Source organism: Methylobacter sp. Wu8, from assembly GCF_036440755.1.
GTDB classification, from domain to species: domain Bacteria; phylum Pseudomonadota; class Gammaproteobacteria; order Methylococcales; family Methylomonadaceae; genus Methylobacter_A; species Methylobacter_A tundripaludum_A.
In genome coordinates, this window is sequence record NZ_JAZGVT010000064.1 from 52,350 (window position 1) to 68,556 (window position 16,207).

15 protein-coding genes and 1 CRISPR repeat array are annotated in these 16,207 nt (G+C 51.7%); of the genes, 9 read left to right on the top strand and 6 right to left on the bottom strand.

The genetic code is table 11. The annotated features are described in order from the left end of the window. Positions 1-95 precede the first annotated feature (95 nt). Positions 96-410 carry a helix-turn-helix transcriptional regulator gene (locus V3O24_RS10475; protein ID WP_104423544.1) on the top strand — a complete coding sequence of 105 codons (315 nt, stop codon included), beginning with the start codon at positions 96-98 and terminating at the stop codon, positions 408-410. On the opposite strand, the gene V3O24_RS10480 is transcribed toward V3O24_RS10475, so the two are convergent. Next, positions 404-751: a type II toxin-antitoxin system RelE/ParE family toxin gene (locus V3O24_RS10480; RefSeq protein WP_104423519.1), complete on the bottom strand. Its 348-nt coding sequence runs from the start codon at positions 749-751 to the stop codon at positions 404-406. The two genes, V3O24_RS10475 and V3O24_RS10480, sit on opposite strands and share 7 nt — an antisense overlap. 365 nt (positions 752-1,116) lie before the next feature. Here V3O24_RS10480 and csy1 point away from each other — a divergent pair, with 365 nt between their 5' ends. From csy1 to cas6f, 4 genes are read left to right on the top strand one after another with little or no spacing between them, the layout of a single operon-like run. Next, positions 1,117-2,352 (top strand): type I-F CRISPR-associated protein Csy1, encoded by a 1,236-nt coding sequence (gene csy1 / locus V3O24_RS10485; protein WP_104423520.1) that lies wholly within the window; start codon positions 1,117-1,119, stop codon positions 2,350-2,352. After that, positions 2,349-3,263: a type I-F CRISPR-associated protein Csy2 gene (csy2, locus tag V3O24_RS10490; protein WP_104423521.1), complete on the top strand. Its 915-nt coding sequence runs from the start codon at positions 2,349-2,351 to the stop codon at positions 3,261-3,263. The genes csy1 and csy2 overlap by 4 nt, the downstream gene beginning before the upstream one ends. Beyond that, on the top strand, positions 3,253-4,281 hold the full coding sequence (gene csy3 / locus V3O24_RS10495; RefSeq protein ID WP_104423522.1) for a type I-F CRISPR-associated protein Csy3: 1,029 nt from the start codon (positions 3,253-3,255) through the stop codon (positions 4,279-4,281). Before csy2 ends, csy3 begins: the two co-directional genes overlap by 11 nt. A 2-nt stretch (positions 4,282-4,283) precedes the next feature. Then, a complete protein-coding gene (cas6f, locus tag V3O24_RS10500; RefSeq protein WP_331307203.1) occupies positions 4,284-4,862 on the top strand; it encodes a type I-F CRISPR-associated endoribonuclease Cas6/Csy4 in 579 nt (192 codons plus the stop codon). A 131-nt stretch (positions 4,863-4,993) separates the two neighbouring features. Next, positions 4,994-6,826: a CRISPR direct-repeat array (repeat unit 28 nt; unit sequence GTTCACTGCCGCACAGGCAGCTTAGAAA). Between the two features lie 259 nt (positions 6,827-7,085). On the opposite strand, the gene V3O24_RS10505 is transcribed toward cas6f, so the two are convergent. Further along, positions 7,086-7,826: a DUF434 domain-containing protein gene (locus tag V3O24_RS10505; protein ID WP_331307204.1), complete on the bottom strand. Its 741-nt coding sequence runs from the start codon at positions 7,824-7,826 to the stop codon at positions 7,086-7,088. A gap of 75 nt (positions 7,827-7,901) precedes the next feature. Here V3O24_RS10505 and V3O24_RS10510 point away from each other — a divergent pair, with 75 nt between their 5' ends. After that, on the top strand, positions 7,902-8,258 hold the full coding sequence (locus V3O24_RS10510) for a DUF4186 domain-containing protein (RefSeq protein ID WP_331307205.1): 357 nt from the start codon (positions 7,902-7,904) through the stop codon (positions 8,256-8,258). A 568-nt stretch (positions 8,259-8,826) separates the two neighbouring features. Here the strand turns inward: V3O24_RS10510 and V3O24_RS10515 are convergent. Continuing rightward, the gene (locus tag V3O24_RS10515; protein ID WP_331307206.1) at positions 8,827-9,168 is read right to left on the bottom strand and encodes a hypothetical protein; all 342 of its coding nucleotides are present in this window, start codon (positions 9,166-9,168) and stop codon (positions 8,827-8,829) included. Between the two features lie 35 nt (positions 9,169-9,203). After that, positions 9,204-10,691, bottom strand: coding sequence for a phosphomannomutase (locus V3O24_RS10520; RefSeq protein ID WP_331307207.1), 1,488 nt, complete (start codon positions 10,689-10,691; stop codon positions 9,204-9,206). 428 nt (positions 10,692-11,119) lie between these two features. Between V3O24_RS10520 and ispG the strand changes: the two genes are divergently transcribed. The 3 genes from ispG to V3O24_RS10535 all read left to right on the top strand — a co-directional run bounded on the left by ispG (position 11,120) and on the right by V3O24_RS10535 (position 15,233). Continuing rightward, positions 11,120-12,337, top strand: coding sequence for a flavodoxin-dependent (E)-4-hydroxy-3-methylbut-2-enyl-diphosphate synthase (gene ispG / locus V3O24_RS10525; RefSeq protein ID WP_104425386.1), 1,218 nt, complete (start codon positions 11,120-11,122; stop codon positions 12,335-12,337). 51 nt (positions 12,338-12,388) lie between these two features. After that, entirely contained in the window at positions 12,389-12,949 is a 561-nt protein-coding gene (locus tag V3O24_RS10530; protein ID WP_104425387.1) for a Uma2 family endonuclease, read from the top strand. Between the two features lie 316 nt (positions 12,950-13,265). Then, positions 13,266-15,233 carry a multicopper oxidase domain-containing protein gene (locus tag V3O24_RS10535; RefSeq protein ID WP_104425388.1) on the top strand — a complete coding sequence of 656 codons (1,968 nt, stop codon included), beginning with the start codon at positions 13,266-13,268 and terminating at the stop codon, positions 15,231-15,233. Positions 15,234-15,333: 100 nt separating this feature from the next. Here V3O24_RS10535 and V3O24_RS10540 read toward each other — a convergent pair whose 3' ends face one another. Together V3O24_RS10540 and V3O24_RS10545 are read right to left on the bottom strand one after the other, a co-directional pair. Then, positions 15,334-15,678, bottom strand: coding sequence for a hypothetical protein (locus V3O24_RS10540; RefSeq protein ID WP_104425389.1), 345 nt, complete (start codon positions 15,676-15,678; stop codon positions 15,334-15,336). A 181-nt stretch (positions 15,679-15,859) separates the two neighbouring features. After that, a complete protein-coding gene (locus tag V3O24_RS10545; RefSeq protein WP_331307208.1) occupies positions 15,860-16,207 on the bottom strand; it encodes a hypothetical protein in 348 nt (115 codons plus the stop codon).

Sequence of the window (16,207 nt, forward strand, 5' to 3'; positions counted from 1 at the left end):
CGGATGAAGAGCCGGGCTCAATAATTTAGATGTTATTATCTAAAATTATATATAATGCAGGCATAGATTCTCAGTCACTATCGGACATTTTCATCATGCCATTAAAATTTTACGACAGCCCATTTCATGTTAATCACGACGCGGAAACCGCCAGTAAAATGGTCATGAAAATGGACTTATCCATCATGCTTAGCCGTATAATCGAAAGTAAACAATGGACACAAGTGCAGGCGGCGAAACAGCTTGGGGTCAAACAATCCCGCATATCCGATTTAATGAACGCTAAAATTGAAAAATTCACCATTGATGCGCTGTTTGATATGCTGGATAAGCTCGGCTTTCAAATAAACTGGACTATGCCATCATTACAAAAGGCCACGATGGTCATAAAAGCGAAAGCGATTCAGTGAGTTTTCTTTATCCCTGCCAGCAACTCTTTTAAGCGTTGATCGGCCGCTTTCATGGCTTGCCGATCAATACCGTTGGTAGTTTTGACAAAGGCATGTAGCACAACAATCGTATCCAGATATTTTGCTACATAAATGCAGCGAAAAGCCGGGCTGCCGTTTTTTCTCAATTCAATAACACCTGCGCCAATACTATCCAAATGGGTGACCGGTAATTTCGGCTCTTCATCAAACTGAATGCGTCTTAAATCTTTACCAAATTCATCCTGTATTTTATCGGGTAAATCTTTATATTCCTTTTCAGCGGCATCGTTTACAAAGGCAAATTTTTTCGCTTTTTTCATTCAACAATTCCATTGGCGGTAAACCGTTTGATAACCCATACCTCAAAAATAAGCGATGCGTATGGGTTAAAAATCCCCTCCCATATGGATCACATAAAAGTTACGGACAAACAATTTTAAATATTAGACTCCAAACTGCCTGTTCGGCAGTGGATGAAAAAATACAATGCTCCGCTCGTTCCCAAGCTCCTGCTTGGGAACTCGGTATACGAAGCTCCAGCTTCGCGTGACAGGAAGCTGGAGCTTCCAATACTGCATTCCCAAACAGGAGCTTGGGAACGAGCATAAAATATGAATGCACGGGTCGACTTACAATCAACCCTACCTTACACTCTCCTTCGCCATCAATTTAGAAGGACAGTGATATGTTAGACCCCGCAATCGAAAACTTCTTGTCCGAGCGCAAGGCTGCCCGGATCAAGAAGAATCTAAAACCCGGCATCAGCGATCAAGAAAGGCGAGCTATTGAACTTGAAGCGACTGAGTTTTTCCGCTTGGACAACTGGTTGCCCGATGCGGCCAAGCGGGCAGGCTGGCTGTCGATGCTGAGCCATCCCGGCAAATTCACCCACCCCAGCGCAAAGACCAGCGCAATAATTGCCGAGGCCCGGCCCAAACCCGACGGCTTTTTGCGCACCGGCAATGCCGATACCGACCTCGACGTGCTGGGCAATGCGGCCGCCCTGGATGTCCACAAATTCCTGTCGTTGACCTTAACCGACGGGCAAACCGTGCTGGCGCATTTGGAACAAACCAGCGCCGCCATTCAAACGCAATTCGAACTATCCACCCTGCCCTTTTCCGAACTACAGCAAGGCTTGTTAGCCATCAAGCAAAGCTCGGATACCGCCAAAACCTCGGAAAAAATCAAGCAGGTTTATTTTCCGGTCGGTGACGGCTATCACCTGTTGTCGATACTCACCCCGTCGGGTTTGATGTTCAAGCTTAAGGAAGCCATTAACGTCCTGCGTTTTTCCGACGAGGCCAAACAAGCCCGCGAAGACCGCCGCCATCAAGTTCATAACGAACAAGGTTTCGCCGAACTGTATAACCTGTCGGTGATCGGCTTTGGCGGCACCAAGCCGCAAAACATCAGCGTACTCAACAACCAAAACGGCGGCACCGCGTACTTATTGCCGTCATTGCCGCCGCAACTGGAAACACGCGCCATCCAGCCGCCTAAAACCGGCTTTTTCAGCGACAGCCTGTATTACAAACATTATCAGGACAGCTTTAAGGCCTTGCACCGACTGCTTATGGTCAACCACAACACCATCGACATCCGTGACGGCCGCGATTATTGGATAAGCTCAATCGCCGAACAAATCATCGAAAAAGTCTGGCAATTCCGGCAACTACCGCCCGGCTGGTCTGACGCAACCAACCTGCCCTTGGCGCAAAAAATCTGGCTGGATGCCGCCTACAACGAGCAGCGCGAAAACCAAGACGCTTGGCTGGACGAAATCATCCGCGCCATCGCCGACTGGTTTTATATCGCCTACGAAAAAACTGTCGGCAAAGACAAAGCCGTCTTTTTGGGCGATGTCGAACTGGCGCATATACGCACCGTGCTTGGCGCTATGCAGGAGGATTTACGATGAACCGCTTTTTAATCATCCCGCACGTAAAAATCCACAACGCCAACGCGCTGTCCAGCCCTTACACCATCGGCTTCCCGGCGATGACCGCCTGGCTGGGCGGCGCTCACGCCTTGCAGCGTAAACTGTGCGCCGGGCAATTTAACGGGTTGGCATTTACCCGCGCCGCCGTCGCCTGCCACAGCATCGACCTGCAAACCTACAAAGGCCGGGGCGATTACGTGCATTCGATCGTCGGCACCGGCAATCCGCTGGATAAAAACGGCGAACGCCCGTCATTTATCGAGGAAGCCCGCTGCCATCTCAGCGTATCGTTGGTGCTTGAATACGAAGGCGTTGATCAGGACGATGCCGACGCCTTTTTAGCGGCCGTCGAAACGCAGTTAAGCACGCTGAAACTGGCGGGCGGCGACATCCTGGAATTTAAAAAGCCGGAACTACTCAAAGTGAATGGCGCAGACGACTTAGCCAAACTCACCCGCAAACTGATGCCCAGCCATGTGCTGAAAGAGCGCCGCGATTTAATGATCGAAGCCATGCAAAACCAGGGCGGCGACATCGATGCCGTCACTGCGCTGCTCGATTACCTGACCGTCCGCCACCGCAGCGAAAGCGGCGAAGACGGACAAACCGAATGGACCGCCAAACGCAAAAAAAACGAACGCAAAAAAACCGGCTGGATAGTGCCGATTGCGACCGGCTTTCACGGCATCAGCGCATTGGGCAGTGCCGAAAACCAGCGCGACCCGGACACCCCGCACCGCTTTGCCGAATCCCTGGTCACACTCGGCGAGTTTGTGATGCCCTACCGCATCAAGCGCCTGGACGAGCTGCTTTGGCACAGCCATTACGATGCCGAAAATCACTTTTATCTGATTCAACAACACAGCAAGGAAAAATATCATGGCAAATAACCTGAAAGTCACCGTACTGGCCTTCGAGAAAAAACTCGTTCCTTCCGACGGCCGTTTGTACGGCACGAGCTGGGAACGCAGGAACGAGGCGGCCGCACCGCTGAAACTCCAAGAAAAATCGGTGCGCGGCACCATTTCCAACCGCCTGAAAAAAGACTTGCAGAACGACCCGATGAAACTGGACGCGGAAGTTGAAAAACCGAACCTGCAAACCGTCGACAGCTGCGCCCTGGGCAGCGACCAGGACACCTTAAAACTGGCGTTCACCTTAAAAGTGCTGAGCGGCATAGAAATACCGTCCGCTTGCAACAATGCCGAATTCTACGCCAGCTATAAAGATGCCGCCCAAAACTATATCGACTCGGAAGGCTTTAGCGAACTGGCAAAGCGCTATGCAACCAACATCGCCAATGGCCGCTTCTTGTGGCGCAACCGGGTCGGCGCGGAACGGATTGAAGTGGCTGTAACCGTGCGCAACGAAGGCGAACAGCAAACCTGGATATTCGATGCCAAGTCCGTCGGCACCCGCGATTTTAACCATGACCACGCCGACATTGCCCAACTGGCGGCAAAAATCGCCGACGCGCTGGCCGGGAAAACCGAGTTCCTGCTGCTGGAAATCAACGCCTATGCCCAAATCGGCTTGGCGCAGGATGTTTATCCGAGTGAAGAGCTGGTTTTAGACAAAGGCAACAGCAAGTCGAAAAAAAGCAAAATCCTCTACCACATCGACGGCGTTGCCGGCATGCACTCGCAAAAAATCGGCAACGCCTTGCGCACCATCGACACCTGGTACCCGGAACCTGAAGGCGGAGCCATCGGCCCGATAGCAATTGAAGTTTACGGAGCGGTAACCAACCTGGGCAAGGCCTATCGCACGCCGAAAGAAAAAGCCGACTTTTACAGCCTGTTCGACCGTTTTGCGCGGGGCGAAAAGCTGTCCGGCAAAAACGACGAACACTACGTGATGGCCGTGCTGGTGCGCGGCGGCGTATTCGGCGAAAGCGGCAAGGACTGACCATGAACCACTACCTGGAAATCACCTTACAGCCCGATGCCGACATCGGCTTGCATTTCTTATGGGAGAAAGTCTATCAACAGATTCATTTAGGGTTGGTTGAGATGCAGGACCGCAACGGCAAATTCCCCATCGGCATAGCGTTGCCGGGCTACAACGCAGCAAAGCACCAACTCGGCGACAAACTGCGGCTGCTGGCCGAAACCGAAGCCGAGCTTGAACGCTTTAACGCAAGCCGCTGGCTGAACCGCCTGAGCGACTCTGTGCACCTGACCGGCATACGCAACGTCCCCGGCCGCATCCAAACCCATGCCTGTTATTACCGGATTCAGCCTAAAAGCAGCAACGCCAGAATGGCAAGGCGCAAGGCCAAGCGGGAAAACATCGGCATTGAACAAGCGCTGGCCGCACTCGAAAGCTGCCCGGAGCAACGTAGCGATGCGCCTTTTGTATGGATTAAAAGCCTAAGCAGCGGGGAAAGGTTTCGTTTGTTTATAGGCTATGTCGAAGAGCCGGAACCTATCAGCGCAGGTTTTAACGCTTACGGCTTAAGCCGGCAAAGCAGCGTTCCTGTTTTTTGACCATCGGTTGGTCGGGCTCTTTAAAAAAACATTTAAATCAGTAGATTAGCTTGGGCGTGTTTTTCGATGGTAAAAACGGAAAAATACGCCTAAGCTGTTGATGCATTTGTTTTATCACGGATAAATCTGCTGTTCACTGCCGCACAGGCAGCTTAGAAAAATTGCGGGCCTTTAGCCTTAGCCAGCATCACGTTCACTGCCGCACAGGCAGCTTAGAAATATAAAGCCTCAGCCCGTAAAGTGGGAGAGGAGTTCACTGCCGCACAGGCAGCTTAGAAATTGCAAACAAGGCACGGTCTCAGACTTTAGGGGTTCACTGCCGCACAGGCAGCTTAGAAATGAAAAAAACGGCTACGAGTCGTGGTTCGTGTGTTCACTGCCGCACAGGCAGCTTAGAAAAGGAATAATAAATGGGGCCTTGCGCGTGATGCGTTCACTGCCGCACAGGCAGCTTAGAAAATATTGCTACGTTTATGCCTCGCTGTTGGGCGGTTCACTGCCGCACAGGCAGCTTAGAAATAACCCGTAAATCAACGGGAACGCGGCCTCAATGTTCACTGCCGCACAGGCAGCTTAGAAACAACAAAAAACCTCACATCGTCATTCTCAACTGTTCACTGCCGCACAGGCAGCTTAGAAAATCCGAAAACCAAATCTTTGATGCCTATCAAAGTTCACTGCCGCACAGGCAGCTTAGAAAGCTGAGGAATCAATGGACGCTGATAAATGCAAGTTCACTGCCGCACAGGCAGCTTAGAAACTGAGCCGACCGCAGCAGCATCATAGATAACTTGTTCACTGCCGCACAGGCAGCTTAGAAAAGATATGGTAATGCTTGCCGTTGTATCAGACCGTTCACTGCCGCACAGGCAGCTTAGAAATTTTGTGTCTCTCGGTGGTTTGATTCCCATTTTGTTCACTGCCGCACAGGCAGCTTAGAAAGCAATAATTAAACATGGCTGGGATAACTTCTCGTTCACTGCCGCACAGGCAGCTTAGAAAAGAAAATAAACAGAGTAAACAATGATGATAGAGTTCACTGCCGCACAGGCAGCTTAGAAATGTGCGATATGAAATTGTCAATACAGGAGCAACGTTCACTGCCGCACAGGCAGCTTAGAAATAAAAGGACGCGAAACAGTCTTGGGTAAAACGGTTCACTGCCGCACAGGCAGCTTAGAAATCTTTAATATCTTTTCTTCGTGTTTTTTCTGAGTTCACTGCCGCACAGGCAGCTTAGAAAGGTGCCGCTATGCGTTGAGGTTTCTGAAGCGCGTTCACTGCCGCACAGGCAGCTTAGAAAATAACTGTCTATAGATTTTTGGAATAGCGGTAGTTCACTGCCGCACAGGCAGCTTAGAAAAATTAGACTGGGCTATTGATGATTGAAACTACGTTCACTGCCGCACAGGCAGCTTAGAAATATATAAGCATGGCATTTTGGAACAAGAAAGTGTTCACTGCCGCACAGGCAGCTTAGAAATGGTGGCAACCCAGTGGTTGCACATCCTCCATGTTCACTGCCGCACAGGCAGCTTAGAAAAGGGACTATTCGGCTTTCGCTCGCTACCCGCATGTTCACTGCCGCACAGGCAGCTTAGAAATGGACAATGTGCCGGCCTGGTCGATCTATCGTGTTCACTGCCGCACAGGCAGCTTAGAAAATCTATCCATATTTCAGCATCAGCCTCTCGGCGTTCACTGCCGCACAGGCAGCTTAGAAAATGTTTGTATTCGATAAATCTGCCGTTTTTTCGTTCACTGCCGCACAGGCAGCTTAGAAAATACTTCCAATGCTCAAGAGCCATTATTGATAGTTCACTGCCGCACAGGCAGCTTAGAAATCTAACGAGTAACCCACATCCAACAACGAGCCGTTCACTGCCGCACAGGCAGCTTAGAAATTGTCGATCGCGTCCAGCGCCAACGCCAGAGCGTTCACTGCCGCACAGGCAGCTTAGAAAATAAATATTAAAAACTGATGTTACGCACAGATAGTTTTTGTCTTGTTTGTCGCGCTGCATGGATGGAGTGCATGAAAGCACTCAATTCGCGGCAATTGCTCCATGCATTGCTCTACCTCCTGCATCCGTGCAATCGTGGATCCCGACAATCCATGCCGGGATGACGTGTTTTTAAAGACTTGTGTATAACGACGAGCGTAGCGCGCGGGAACAAGAAAAATGGCAAGCCAATGCATTGGGGGCAAATAAGCCGCTGGTTTTATTCAGCCTTATTTAAAGCATCTGAAAAATCGATCAACCAAGCGTCCTGAAAATAGTGGGTTATAAGATAAGCGACCAGGTTTACCCACTGTACGCCCCCGTCCAGTATCGCCGAATCGGAGGTAATCGCAATGTTACGGCTGCTCCGAATGGCCTGGTCCGGGTTTTCAATTGACTCCGCCCGCCAGTTCCAGCTATGAATCTTGGCAATGTCCCGAACCATCTCCGTAAGCCTTCCGCTATTGGATACGGGTTTGTCAAACAACCACAACACGCTTGCGGGGGAAAAGGATTGCAGCACGTTGCCGATCAGCTCAATCGCCTGCCGGGTTTCATGCACCTGCCGGTACGTCCCATGAATACTGGCAATATCCCGTATGCAGCCGTCGCAGCAACGCAGTAATAATCCTCCGGCCATAGCCGTTTCAACGGAAATAATCAGATTAAATCCGTCAATAACCAATTGCCGGTCTTCGATTTGTTCAATAGGAAGACACTTTGCCTGTCTTAACTCCCGGTTGTTAGTGGAACAAGCCGCCCTGGAGATTGCCAGGCGCTGGCGTTTTGCGAGTTGGTGGTGGTCGCCAACCAGTTGAATAACCGAGTGCCGTGCATAGCCGCGATTAAGCAGCCAGCAGAATTCATAAACCGCATCATGCAAGCGGTGTAATTGTTCGCCGCCGAACAACACTTTGTCGTTCAGATGCACGCTACGATGTCTTTGTTCGTGGGTATTCATCTATTCAGCCCTTGATTCATCACAAGTCATCCGCCCATAATGAAATAATGTTCAACAGATTAATAACACATCCTGATGAGAGATTTAGACGAACTCTTTGCGGCGCTCTCAAAGTCGGCTTTCCGCAAAAAATTTCATCTCCAGGGCAAAGACCTTGTCTATTTGCAAACCAAAGGACTGCCGACGATTATCGTTCATGCCGGGGATTTTATCGCAAAGCGCCTGGCCCCGGCAGTGATTAAAAATGACGGCAAACAAACCCCTTTCCGGGGTCATCCGGTTTTTGTAGCGCAACATGCAACAGCCTGTTGCTGCCGCGGTTGTCTGGAAAAATGGCACAGGATACCGAAGGGCCGCGCGCTTACTCGAGATGAAGAAGGCTATGTGCTCAAGGTCCTGGAACGATGGCTGCATAATCAAATACAACACTGATGTTACGCGGGTTTATTTTTTCCCGTTCCCACGCGCTACGCTACGTCACTGCCATTAAGTTAATGACGGCTTATTTCCAGCGGCTGGAGGCAAGGCTGGCCTTCCAGTATGGCGCGGTTAGTACAAGGCAAGCCTTGTACTCCCATTTGAACTTAACTTAATGGCCGTAACGCGCTGCGTGGGAATGCAGTTAAAGGCCTGTCCCGAGCTGCGCCGCGAATTGAACGCATTCTACGCACTCGATCCATGCAGCGCGACAAACGGACAAAAACTATCTATGCGTAACATCAGATACAAAATGCTTAGGATCGTGCATAAATTAATTTAGGCAATTACCATGAAGAGCATGAAGGACATGAAGACTTAAACTTTTCATGTCCTTCATGGTTAAAAAATGAAAAATAAAACTTGCTCAAGTTATTTTATGCACGTTCCTTAGTATGGGAAGACCGTCTTGCTGATTTAGTCCTTCGACAGGATCAGGACGAACGGTAACGTATCGATTCCGTTCGTGGTGAGCCTGTCGAACCATGAACGGAAGCGATTTATTAGGCGCTTCCCTGGACCGTTATTCATTCGCCGGCAATTGTGCTTCGCGCCCGCCGGGACGGTATCGATCCATCACTTCGTCCAGCTTATCGTTGGTGATGCCGGGGTTCGCCTTTTGCAGACAACTTAGAAGAATCGCCTTGTTGGAATGGACACGCTCAGCAGTAGGCCGCGTTCCTTGCGGGGCCGGAGAAACATTCCTGAAACAGGCAGTGAACTGTTCCTGCGTGATGTTGAGGTCGTGACTGATCTTGTCGGCAGGCCGTTTCGGATCTTCCGGCAGGAAAGCAGGGGCTGCAATAGCCGCATCCGACAATAGCAGTATAGCAACAAGCAAGGATGACTTTATATAAGCACTCATAACGCTCTCCATCAATATTTTCTAATCATGCTACGTTATTTATAACCGTCGGCAATGCGTTGCAGCGTCAATGTGACCAGCGCCTGAGCCCGTTCCATGCTGCCCGCTTCCGCATAGCAACGCAGTTCCGGCGCATTGCCGGACGGACGCAAATGCACGATCTCGCCGTTTTCGAAAGTCAGGCGCAAGCCGTCGGTCAAATCCCGCTGGGCAGGCGCGCCCAGCTCATCATCCCACAGGCTTCGATAAGCGGTGTCGTCGCGTTGCAAGCTGTCCAGCAACGCGCGGCTGTTCGCAACCGGGAAATCCTGCAAGCGGTCGCTGGCGGTATAACGTTGCGGCAAACCGGCTAGCAGGTCCGATACTTTGCAACCTTGTTGCCGGGCCATCGCCAGCACCGCCAAAGCGGGCAATATGGCGTCACGGGTCGGCAGCGCGGCCAGAGCCTGCCGTCCGACAGTCAAGCCATTACCCGCCAGAAAGCCGCCGTTGGCTTCAAAACCCGCCACGCTGGAGCCGCCCGTAGCGAGCGCCTGCTCCATACCGGCAATCACATACGGCGAACCGATACGGGTGCGGATCACCTGCCGAAATAGTCCCGATGCTTCGATCGCGGTATTGCAGCTCACCGGCGTGACCACGGTATCCGCACCCAAAAAGTGCGCGCACAGCAAGCCGACAATGTCGCCACGCAGCCAGTTGCCGGTCTCGTCGCCAATCAGCGGCCGGTCGCCGTCTCCGTCGGTAGAGATGATCGCATCCAGACGATGCTCGGCCGCCCAAGCCAGTCCGCGCTGACGGTCTTCCTCGCTGACCGCTTCGGTGTCGATAGGCACAAAGGTATCGGTGCGGCCCAAGCTGACCACATCCGCGCCCAGTGCGCCCAGCACATCGCTCAGGCAATCGCGCGCGGCGCTGGAATGCTCATAAATCCCGACCCGCCAGCCGCTCAACAAATCGGCTGCAAACAGGTCGGTATAACGCTGCCGGTACTGGTGCAAGGCGGCGGGATTGACGGTCAATACATTTGCATCGGCTCCTTCTCCCTCAGGGAGAAGGCTGGGATGAGGGGGTGAAAATAAGCTTTTTTCCTCCAACTCGACCTCGGCGCCCGTGATGGCCGCTTCGTCGGCTTTGCTGATCTCGCCTTCTGCCCGGTAAAACTTGATGCCGTTGCGATCGAACGGGATATGGCTGCCGGTCACCATGATGGCCGGTATGCCTTGCGCCAAGGCATACAAGGCCAGCGCCGGAGTGGGCAGCATCCCGCAAAAATCCACCTCGCAACCGGCTTGGCGGATACCGGCCGCGCAAGCGCGGACGATGGCCGGGCTGGACGGGCGCAAGTCCATGCCCAAGGCGACTCTTTGCCCCGGTTTAGCAAGGCCCAGACCGTGCAAAAACGCCAGGCTGTAAGCGGCGCAGACTTGATCGGTCATTTGGCTGACCAGCCCGCGCGCGCCGCTGGTGCCGAATGCCACGCCGCTCTCGGCCATCATGTGTTGGATATTGATTTTTGTCATGGAGAATTGGTTTGCAAAGTTATATGAATAAAAAGGCTGTTCACTTTTAATGATTTTCGTCACTACTCAGCACGGCGAAAAGCATAGATTTTTTCGCCTTGTGCCTTGCGTACTGACGCCAATACCGCCTGCTGCAATGATGATCTCGGTATCGTTACCAGGAGCTTCCGGCAGTCCAGACGCTTGGGAACCTCGAAAAACCTGTTCCGTTCATGCTTCGACAAGCTCAACACGAACGGAACAGGTTGGTTTTCTTAGAACCGTTCGTATTGAGCTTGTCGAAATGCGAGGTTTTTCGAGGTTCCTTCTAACCTGTATGCCGGAGAAATAATTTATCCTCACACTAAATTCTACTCAACAGCCTGTATAGGCGTATAATTTAACTACATTCTCCAGATAACTGTAACCTTTTTCAAAAGATTCCGCGTATGTCCATTAGCCTTAGAAAAATCACTCATCAAGTTTTAGTCGGCGATGTTAAAGTCGGCGGCGGCGCACCTATCGTTGTTCAGTCGATGACCAATACCGATACCGCCAACGTTACGGCGACCGTTAACCAAATCATCGAACTGGCCGCCGCCGGTTCCGAGCTGGTCCGCATCACGGTCAATTCCGAGGAAGCGGCTGCGGCCGTTGCCGAAATCCGCAACCAGCTGGACAAAAAAGGCAACTCAACCCCGATCGTCGGCGACTTCCATTTTAACGGCCATAAACTGCTGGAAAAATATCCCGACTGCGCCCGCGCTTTGGACAAATACCGGATCAATCCGGGCAACGTAGGCCGCGGCAAGAGCCGTGACCCGCAATTTCAGCAAATGATCGAGTTTGCCTGCCAATACGACAAACCGGTGCGTATCGGCGTCAACGGCGGCAGCTTGGATCAAGCCGTGCTGACCCGTTTGCTGGATGAAAACAGAAGCCTGCAAACACCCGAACCTTTGGCCGCGGTCACCCGTAAAGCGATCGTCTTATCCGCGCTTGAAAGCGCCGCCAAGGCCGAAGAACTGGGCCTTGGCAAAAACAAAATCATCCTGTCCTGCAAGATCAGCAATGTGCAGGAACTGATCAATATCTACCAGGATCTTTCCAGCCGCTGCGATTATGCGCTGCATTTGGGATTGACCGAAGCGGGCATGGGCTCCAAAGGCATCGTCTCTTCGGCCGCCGCTTTATCGGTATTGATGCAGCAAGGCATCGGCGACACCATCCGCATTTCGCTGACGCCGGAACCCGGCGCATCCAGAACCCAGGAAGTCATCGTCGGCCAGGAAATCCTGCAAACCATGGGCTTTCGGTCGTTCACCCCGATGGTTATCTCCTGCCCCGGTTGCGGCCGCACCACCAGCGATTATTTCCAGAAACTGGCAATGGACATCCAAAGCTATCTGCGCGATCAAATGCCGGTATGGCGCACTCAATATCCGGGCGTTGAGACCATGGAAGTGGCGGTCATGGGTTGCGTGGTCAACGGTCCGGGCGAAAGCAAAAACGCCAATATCGGCATCAGCCTGCCCGGCACCGGCGAATCCCCGGTAGCGCCGGTTTATGAAGACGGCGAAAAAACGGTTACGCTGAAAGGCGACCGGATTGCTGAAGAGTTTCAGGAAATCGTGCAACGCTATATTGAAACGCACTACGCGCCGTAGTTGCCGTCAATGAGGCTGCGTTAAATTATCGTCCCCCGATAAGGAGTCAATATGACTAATCCAGCATTTGTATTGCCCGATCCAATAGTCACGCCCGAAGCGTATCTATTGCTGGAAAACGATAATAATACCGAGACCCGGCATGAGTATGTTAATGGGCTTGTTTATGCCATGACCGGGACCAGTCGCGACCATAACCGTATTAGCGGGCGACTGTATGTGCGCCTGTCACAGCATTTGCAAGGCACCCGTTGCGAGCCGTTTCAATCCGACATGAAAGTGAGGATTCAGCGCGGCAGCGACGTGCGTTTTTACTACCCGGATGTGCAAGTCGCCTGCGAGGAAGAAACCGACCGTTATTACAACGAACAACCTTGTTTGATTGTGGAAGTGCTGTCCGATTCCACTCAGCGAACCGATCGCACCGAAAAGCTCATGGCTTATCAAACGATTGATCGTTTACAAGAGTATGTCCTACTGTCTCAAGACTCGCCCTATCTGGAAATCTACCGCCGCCGAAGCGATTGGCAGCGTGAAAGTTTCTCCGAAAAACAGACCGTTACCTTGGAGTCAATTGATTTGACGTTGGTAGTGGAAGAGCTTTATCTATAAAACTCGTAGTTTGGGTTACAACTGTATGGATACAGTTACCGAGGCGTGTCTTTTTACGCCGTAACCCAACGCATTCCCGCAGCAAAGTTATTGCCCTAACATTTTCACCTGTTTTTTCTTGCAATCGCCGACAAAAAATCCACATAACATAGCGCAATAGCTTCGGTTTGATGCATTTTTGATTCCTAATGAAGTATGGTAACTTACCTGCGCCGTTGGCTATGCCCCGTTGGGAGTCTTAGCTGATGCGGCATTCGGCTATAACAACCTGAATAATAAATAGCCGGCTTAATTATAAAACTATGAGGAAGAAAAAATGCCAAAGAAAACAACAAGAAAACTACTCCCCAAAAAACTGGCGGGCGTGGCGATTATCGGAGCAATGGCCGCACCGGCCGCTGTTTTAGCCGGAGGAGCCCCATTACAGTTGCCGCAGTCGGTTAGCTCCGACCAACAAACTAAATCCTTGAAGGTTGAGCTGGACGTTAAATCCGAAGCCTATACCCTGCCCGGCCCCTCGCCGACACCGAATGGCTCGACCCAAAGCAACCCGGTAGTCAAGGCGCGCGGCATTAAACTGACCGACAGCAAACCCCAAGCATCTCAAGCCAACGGATTACTGGTCGGCCCCACGTTGCGCATCCGCCCCGGCGATAAAGTGAATGTTAAGCTGATAAACAGCCTCGGCTACAGCGAATCGGAAGGCGACGGCAGCCATAGCATGACCAATCCGCACGGCTTCGATGTGATCAATTTGCATACGCACGGTTTGCATGTATCCCCCAACAGTCCGAGCGACAATGTGTTGCTCAGCATTTACCCGCAGGGAACCCCGGACTACGTCCTTCAGGATTGCAGCAATGAAAGCGGCCAAGCAAATTGCGTCATCGGCCAGTACCCCTATTCATATAACATTCCGTCCAATCACCCCTCCGGTACTTATTGGTACCACGCCCACAAGCACGGCGCGGTATCGATGCACTTGGCCGACGGCTTTGCCGGGGCGTTGATCATGGAAGACCCTGAACACGGATTGGAAAGTTTACCGGCGGTAAAGAAGGCCCAAGAGCAGATCCTGATGCTCCAGGAAGTCCAATACAATGGAGACCACAAAGGCGATTCCACCGATCCTTATCAAATTACCTGCATGAGCGTTTACGGCAATAATACAGGCTGCGCTTTCGGCGGCCAGAGTTTGCCAACCCCAAAAGTCATCAACAACGCCATATCGGTCAACGGGCAATTCCAGCCGTCCATTTCCATGCGGACCGATGAAGTCCAGCTTTGGCGAGTCATCAACGGCACCATCGGCAATGTCGTACCGATGTGTTTGCTGCCTTTGAACGGCACGACCGCGCCGTCGCCCACGTCCTATGTGCTGGCGACCGATGGCGTACCTTTGCAACGTCCTACCGCAAGCACTACCGACTTGCCGGTCATCATGGGCCTCACGCCGGCGACTACTCCGATTAATGGCGATGATGTACTGAACAACGAATTGCTGTTTTTGGCCGCCGGACAACGGCTGGACATGATGGTCCAGGCACCCGCCAACGCGGGCACTTATGGTTTGTACGATTCCACCGTTGCAGGCACGAAACTTCCAATCGGGCAATTATGCCAAGCCTCGGCATACGCCAATGCAACGCCGATTCTCACCGTATCGGTCACCGATTCCAAAAGCGATATAGCCTATAACACGGCCATTCCGACCCAGGCGGAACTTAACAAACTCAATGCACCGAAGACCATCACCGCCGAGCAAAGCCCGCAGCTGCCGACCCAGGGCGTGGTATACGGCTTTACCACCAATACTTATGCGGACAAGGACGGCGGCGCGTCAGTGGTCAACGGCAGGGTGTTCAATCCCGTCCGCAGCCAGCGCGATCTCGTCTTGAATCAAGTGGACAAATGGGCCGTGCAAAGCGCTGTCGATACCCATATGTTTCATATTCACATCAACTCGTTCCAGTTGGTATCGCGAGGCCAGTTGAAATATCCGTTCCCGGTCTGGCGCGATACCCTACTGGTCAATTGCGCCGGCGTCGCCGAAAGCGGCGGCTGTTCATTCCCCGGCGGGTTGACAGGAGGCAATCCGTCAGGCAATTACGGCGAAGTCGTGCAGTTTGTACAACAACCCCTGGACTACACCGGTGCGCTGGTTGAGCATTGCCATAATGTCAACCACGAGGATAACGGCATGATGGAATTGGTGGAGATATTACCTCCTGCCCACGGCAAGAAAGCTAAGTCCGGTAAGCCGCATAAAGGCCACAGCCACTAGCCTTATAGCCCGTAGATGCCAAGGCATTAAATTTTAATCCTGTAGGGCGCAATAGGCGTTAGCCGTATTGCGCCCCTTTCAAAACTCAACATGCCTAGCCTTACCAATCGCCATGCCTGCCGTGCTCTTCAATGAATTTGCTTATCCCTGTCGATTCGCCGTGTATTTCAAAAGAAAATATTTCAGGCTGCCCGGATTTTGATTCAAACCCTTCAACCTCAACTTCAAATTCTGTAGCTTCCTGTATTAAATTGTCATCCTCATCATACTCGGCGTTAATCCCATAACAATCACCGTAAACGCCAAAAATAAGGTTGTCATAAACAGCCAAATAACGTTCATCATCTGACGGATAATCCTTATCGGGCGTCCATGCGGCAAATGGCGTTGGATGCAACTCTGCGAATTTTTTTGCTATCTGTATTTTTTGACTGTTACTGATCATTTCTATTTATGGTGGACTGTTGTGGATTGACTGGCGTCATTTATTGCCTTTAAGCGGCGAAGTACAACCCTAGGTTTGCACTCCGAACTTTTAACAGTTTAACACCCAATGGAGGTTAGGAGGCCGCGCGTTGACGAAGGGGCAGGAACAATCGATAAAAATCAACCCAACTTTGCAGCTTTCATCGCCGCAAGCGCCTTTCTTTCGGCCGCACGCCAAAATAATACACCGCCAAAAACATCACGCCGATACTGAAAAACACCTTGGCAAACGGCCTGAAACTGTCGTTGAAAAAGAACTCTCCTATCATCCAAACCGCATTGCCGCATATCCAGCTGCTGACGGCCAAATTATGAAACAGGTTTGCGGCGTTTTTTCGCCCCAGCCAGGTGATGTGAAAAGCCGCCGCAACTGTCGGCATGATCATGAAAACGCCTTCAAGCCGCCATTCCATCAACCAACAGGTATCTTTCAAAAGCCACAGCATAATGTGAAAATTTTCATATTCGCGAAGTTTTGTCTCACTCAT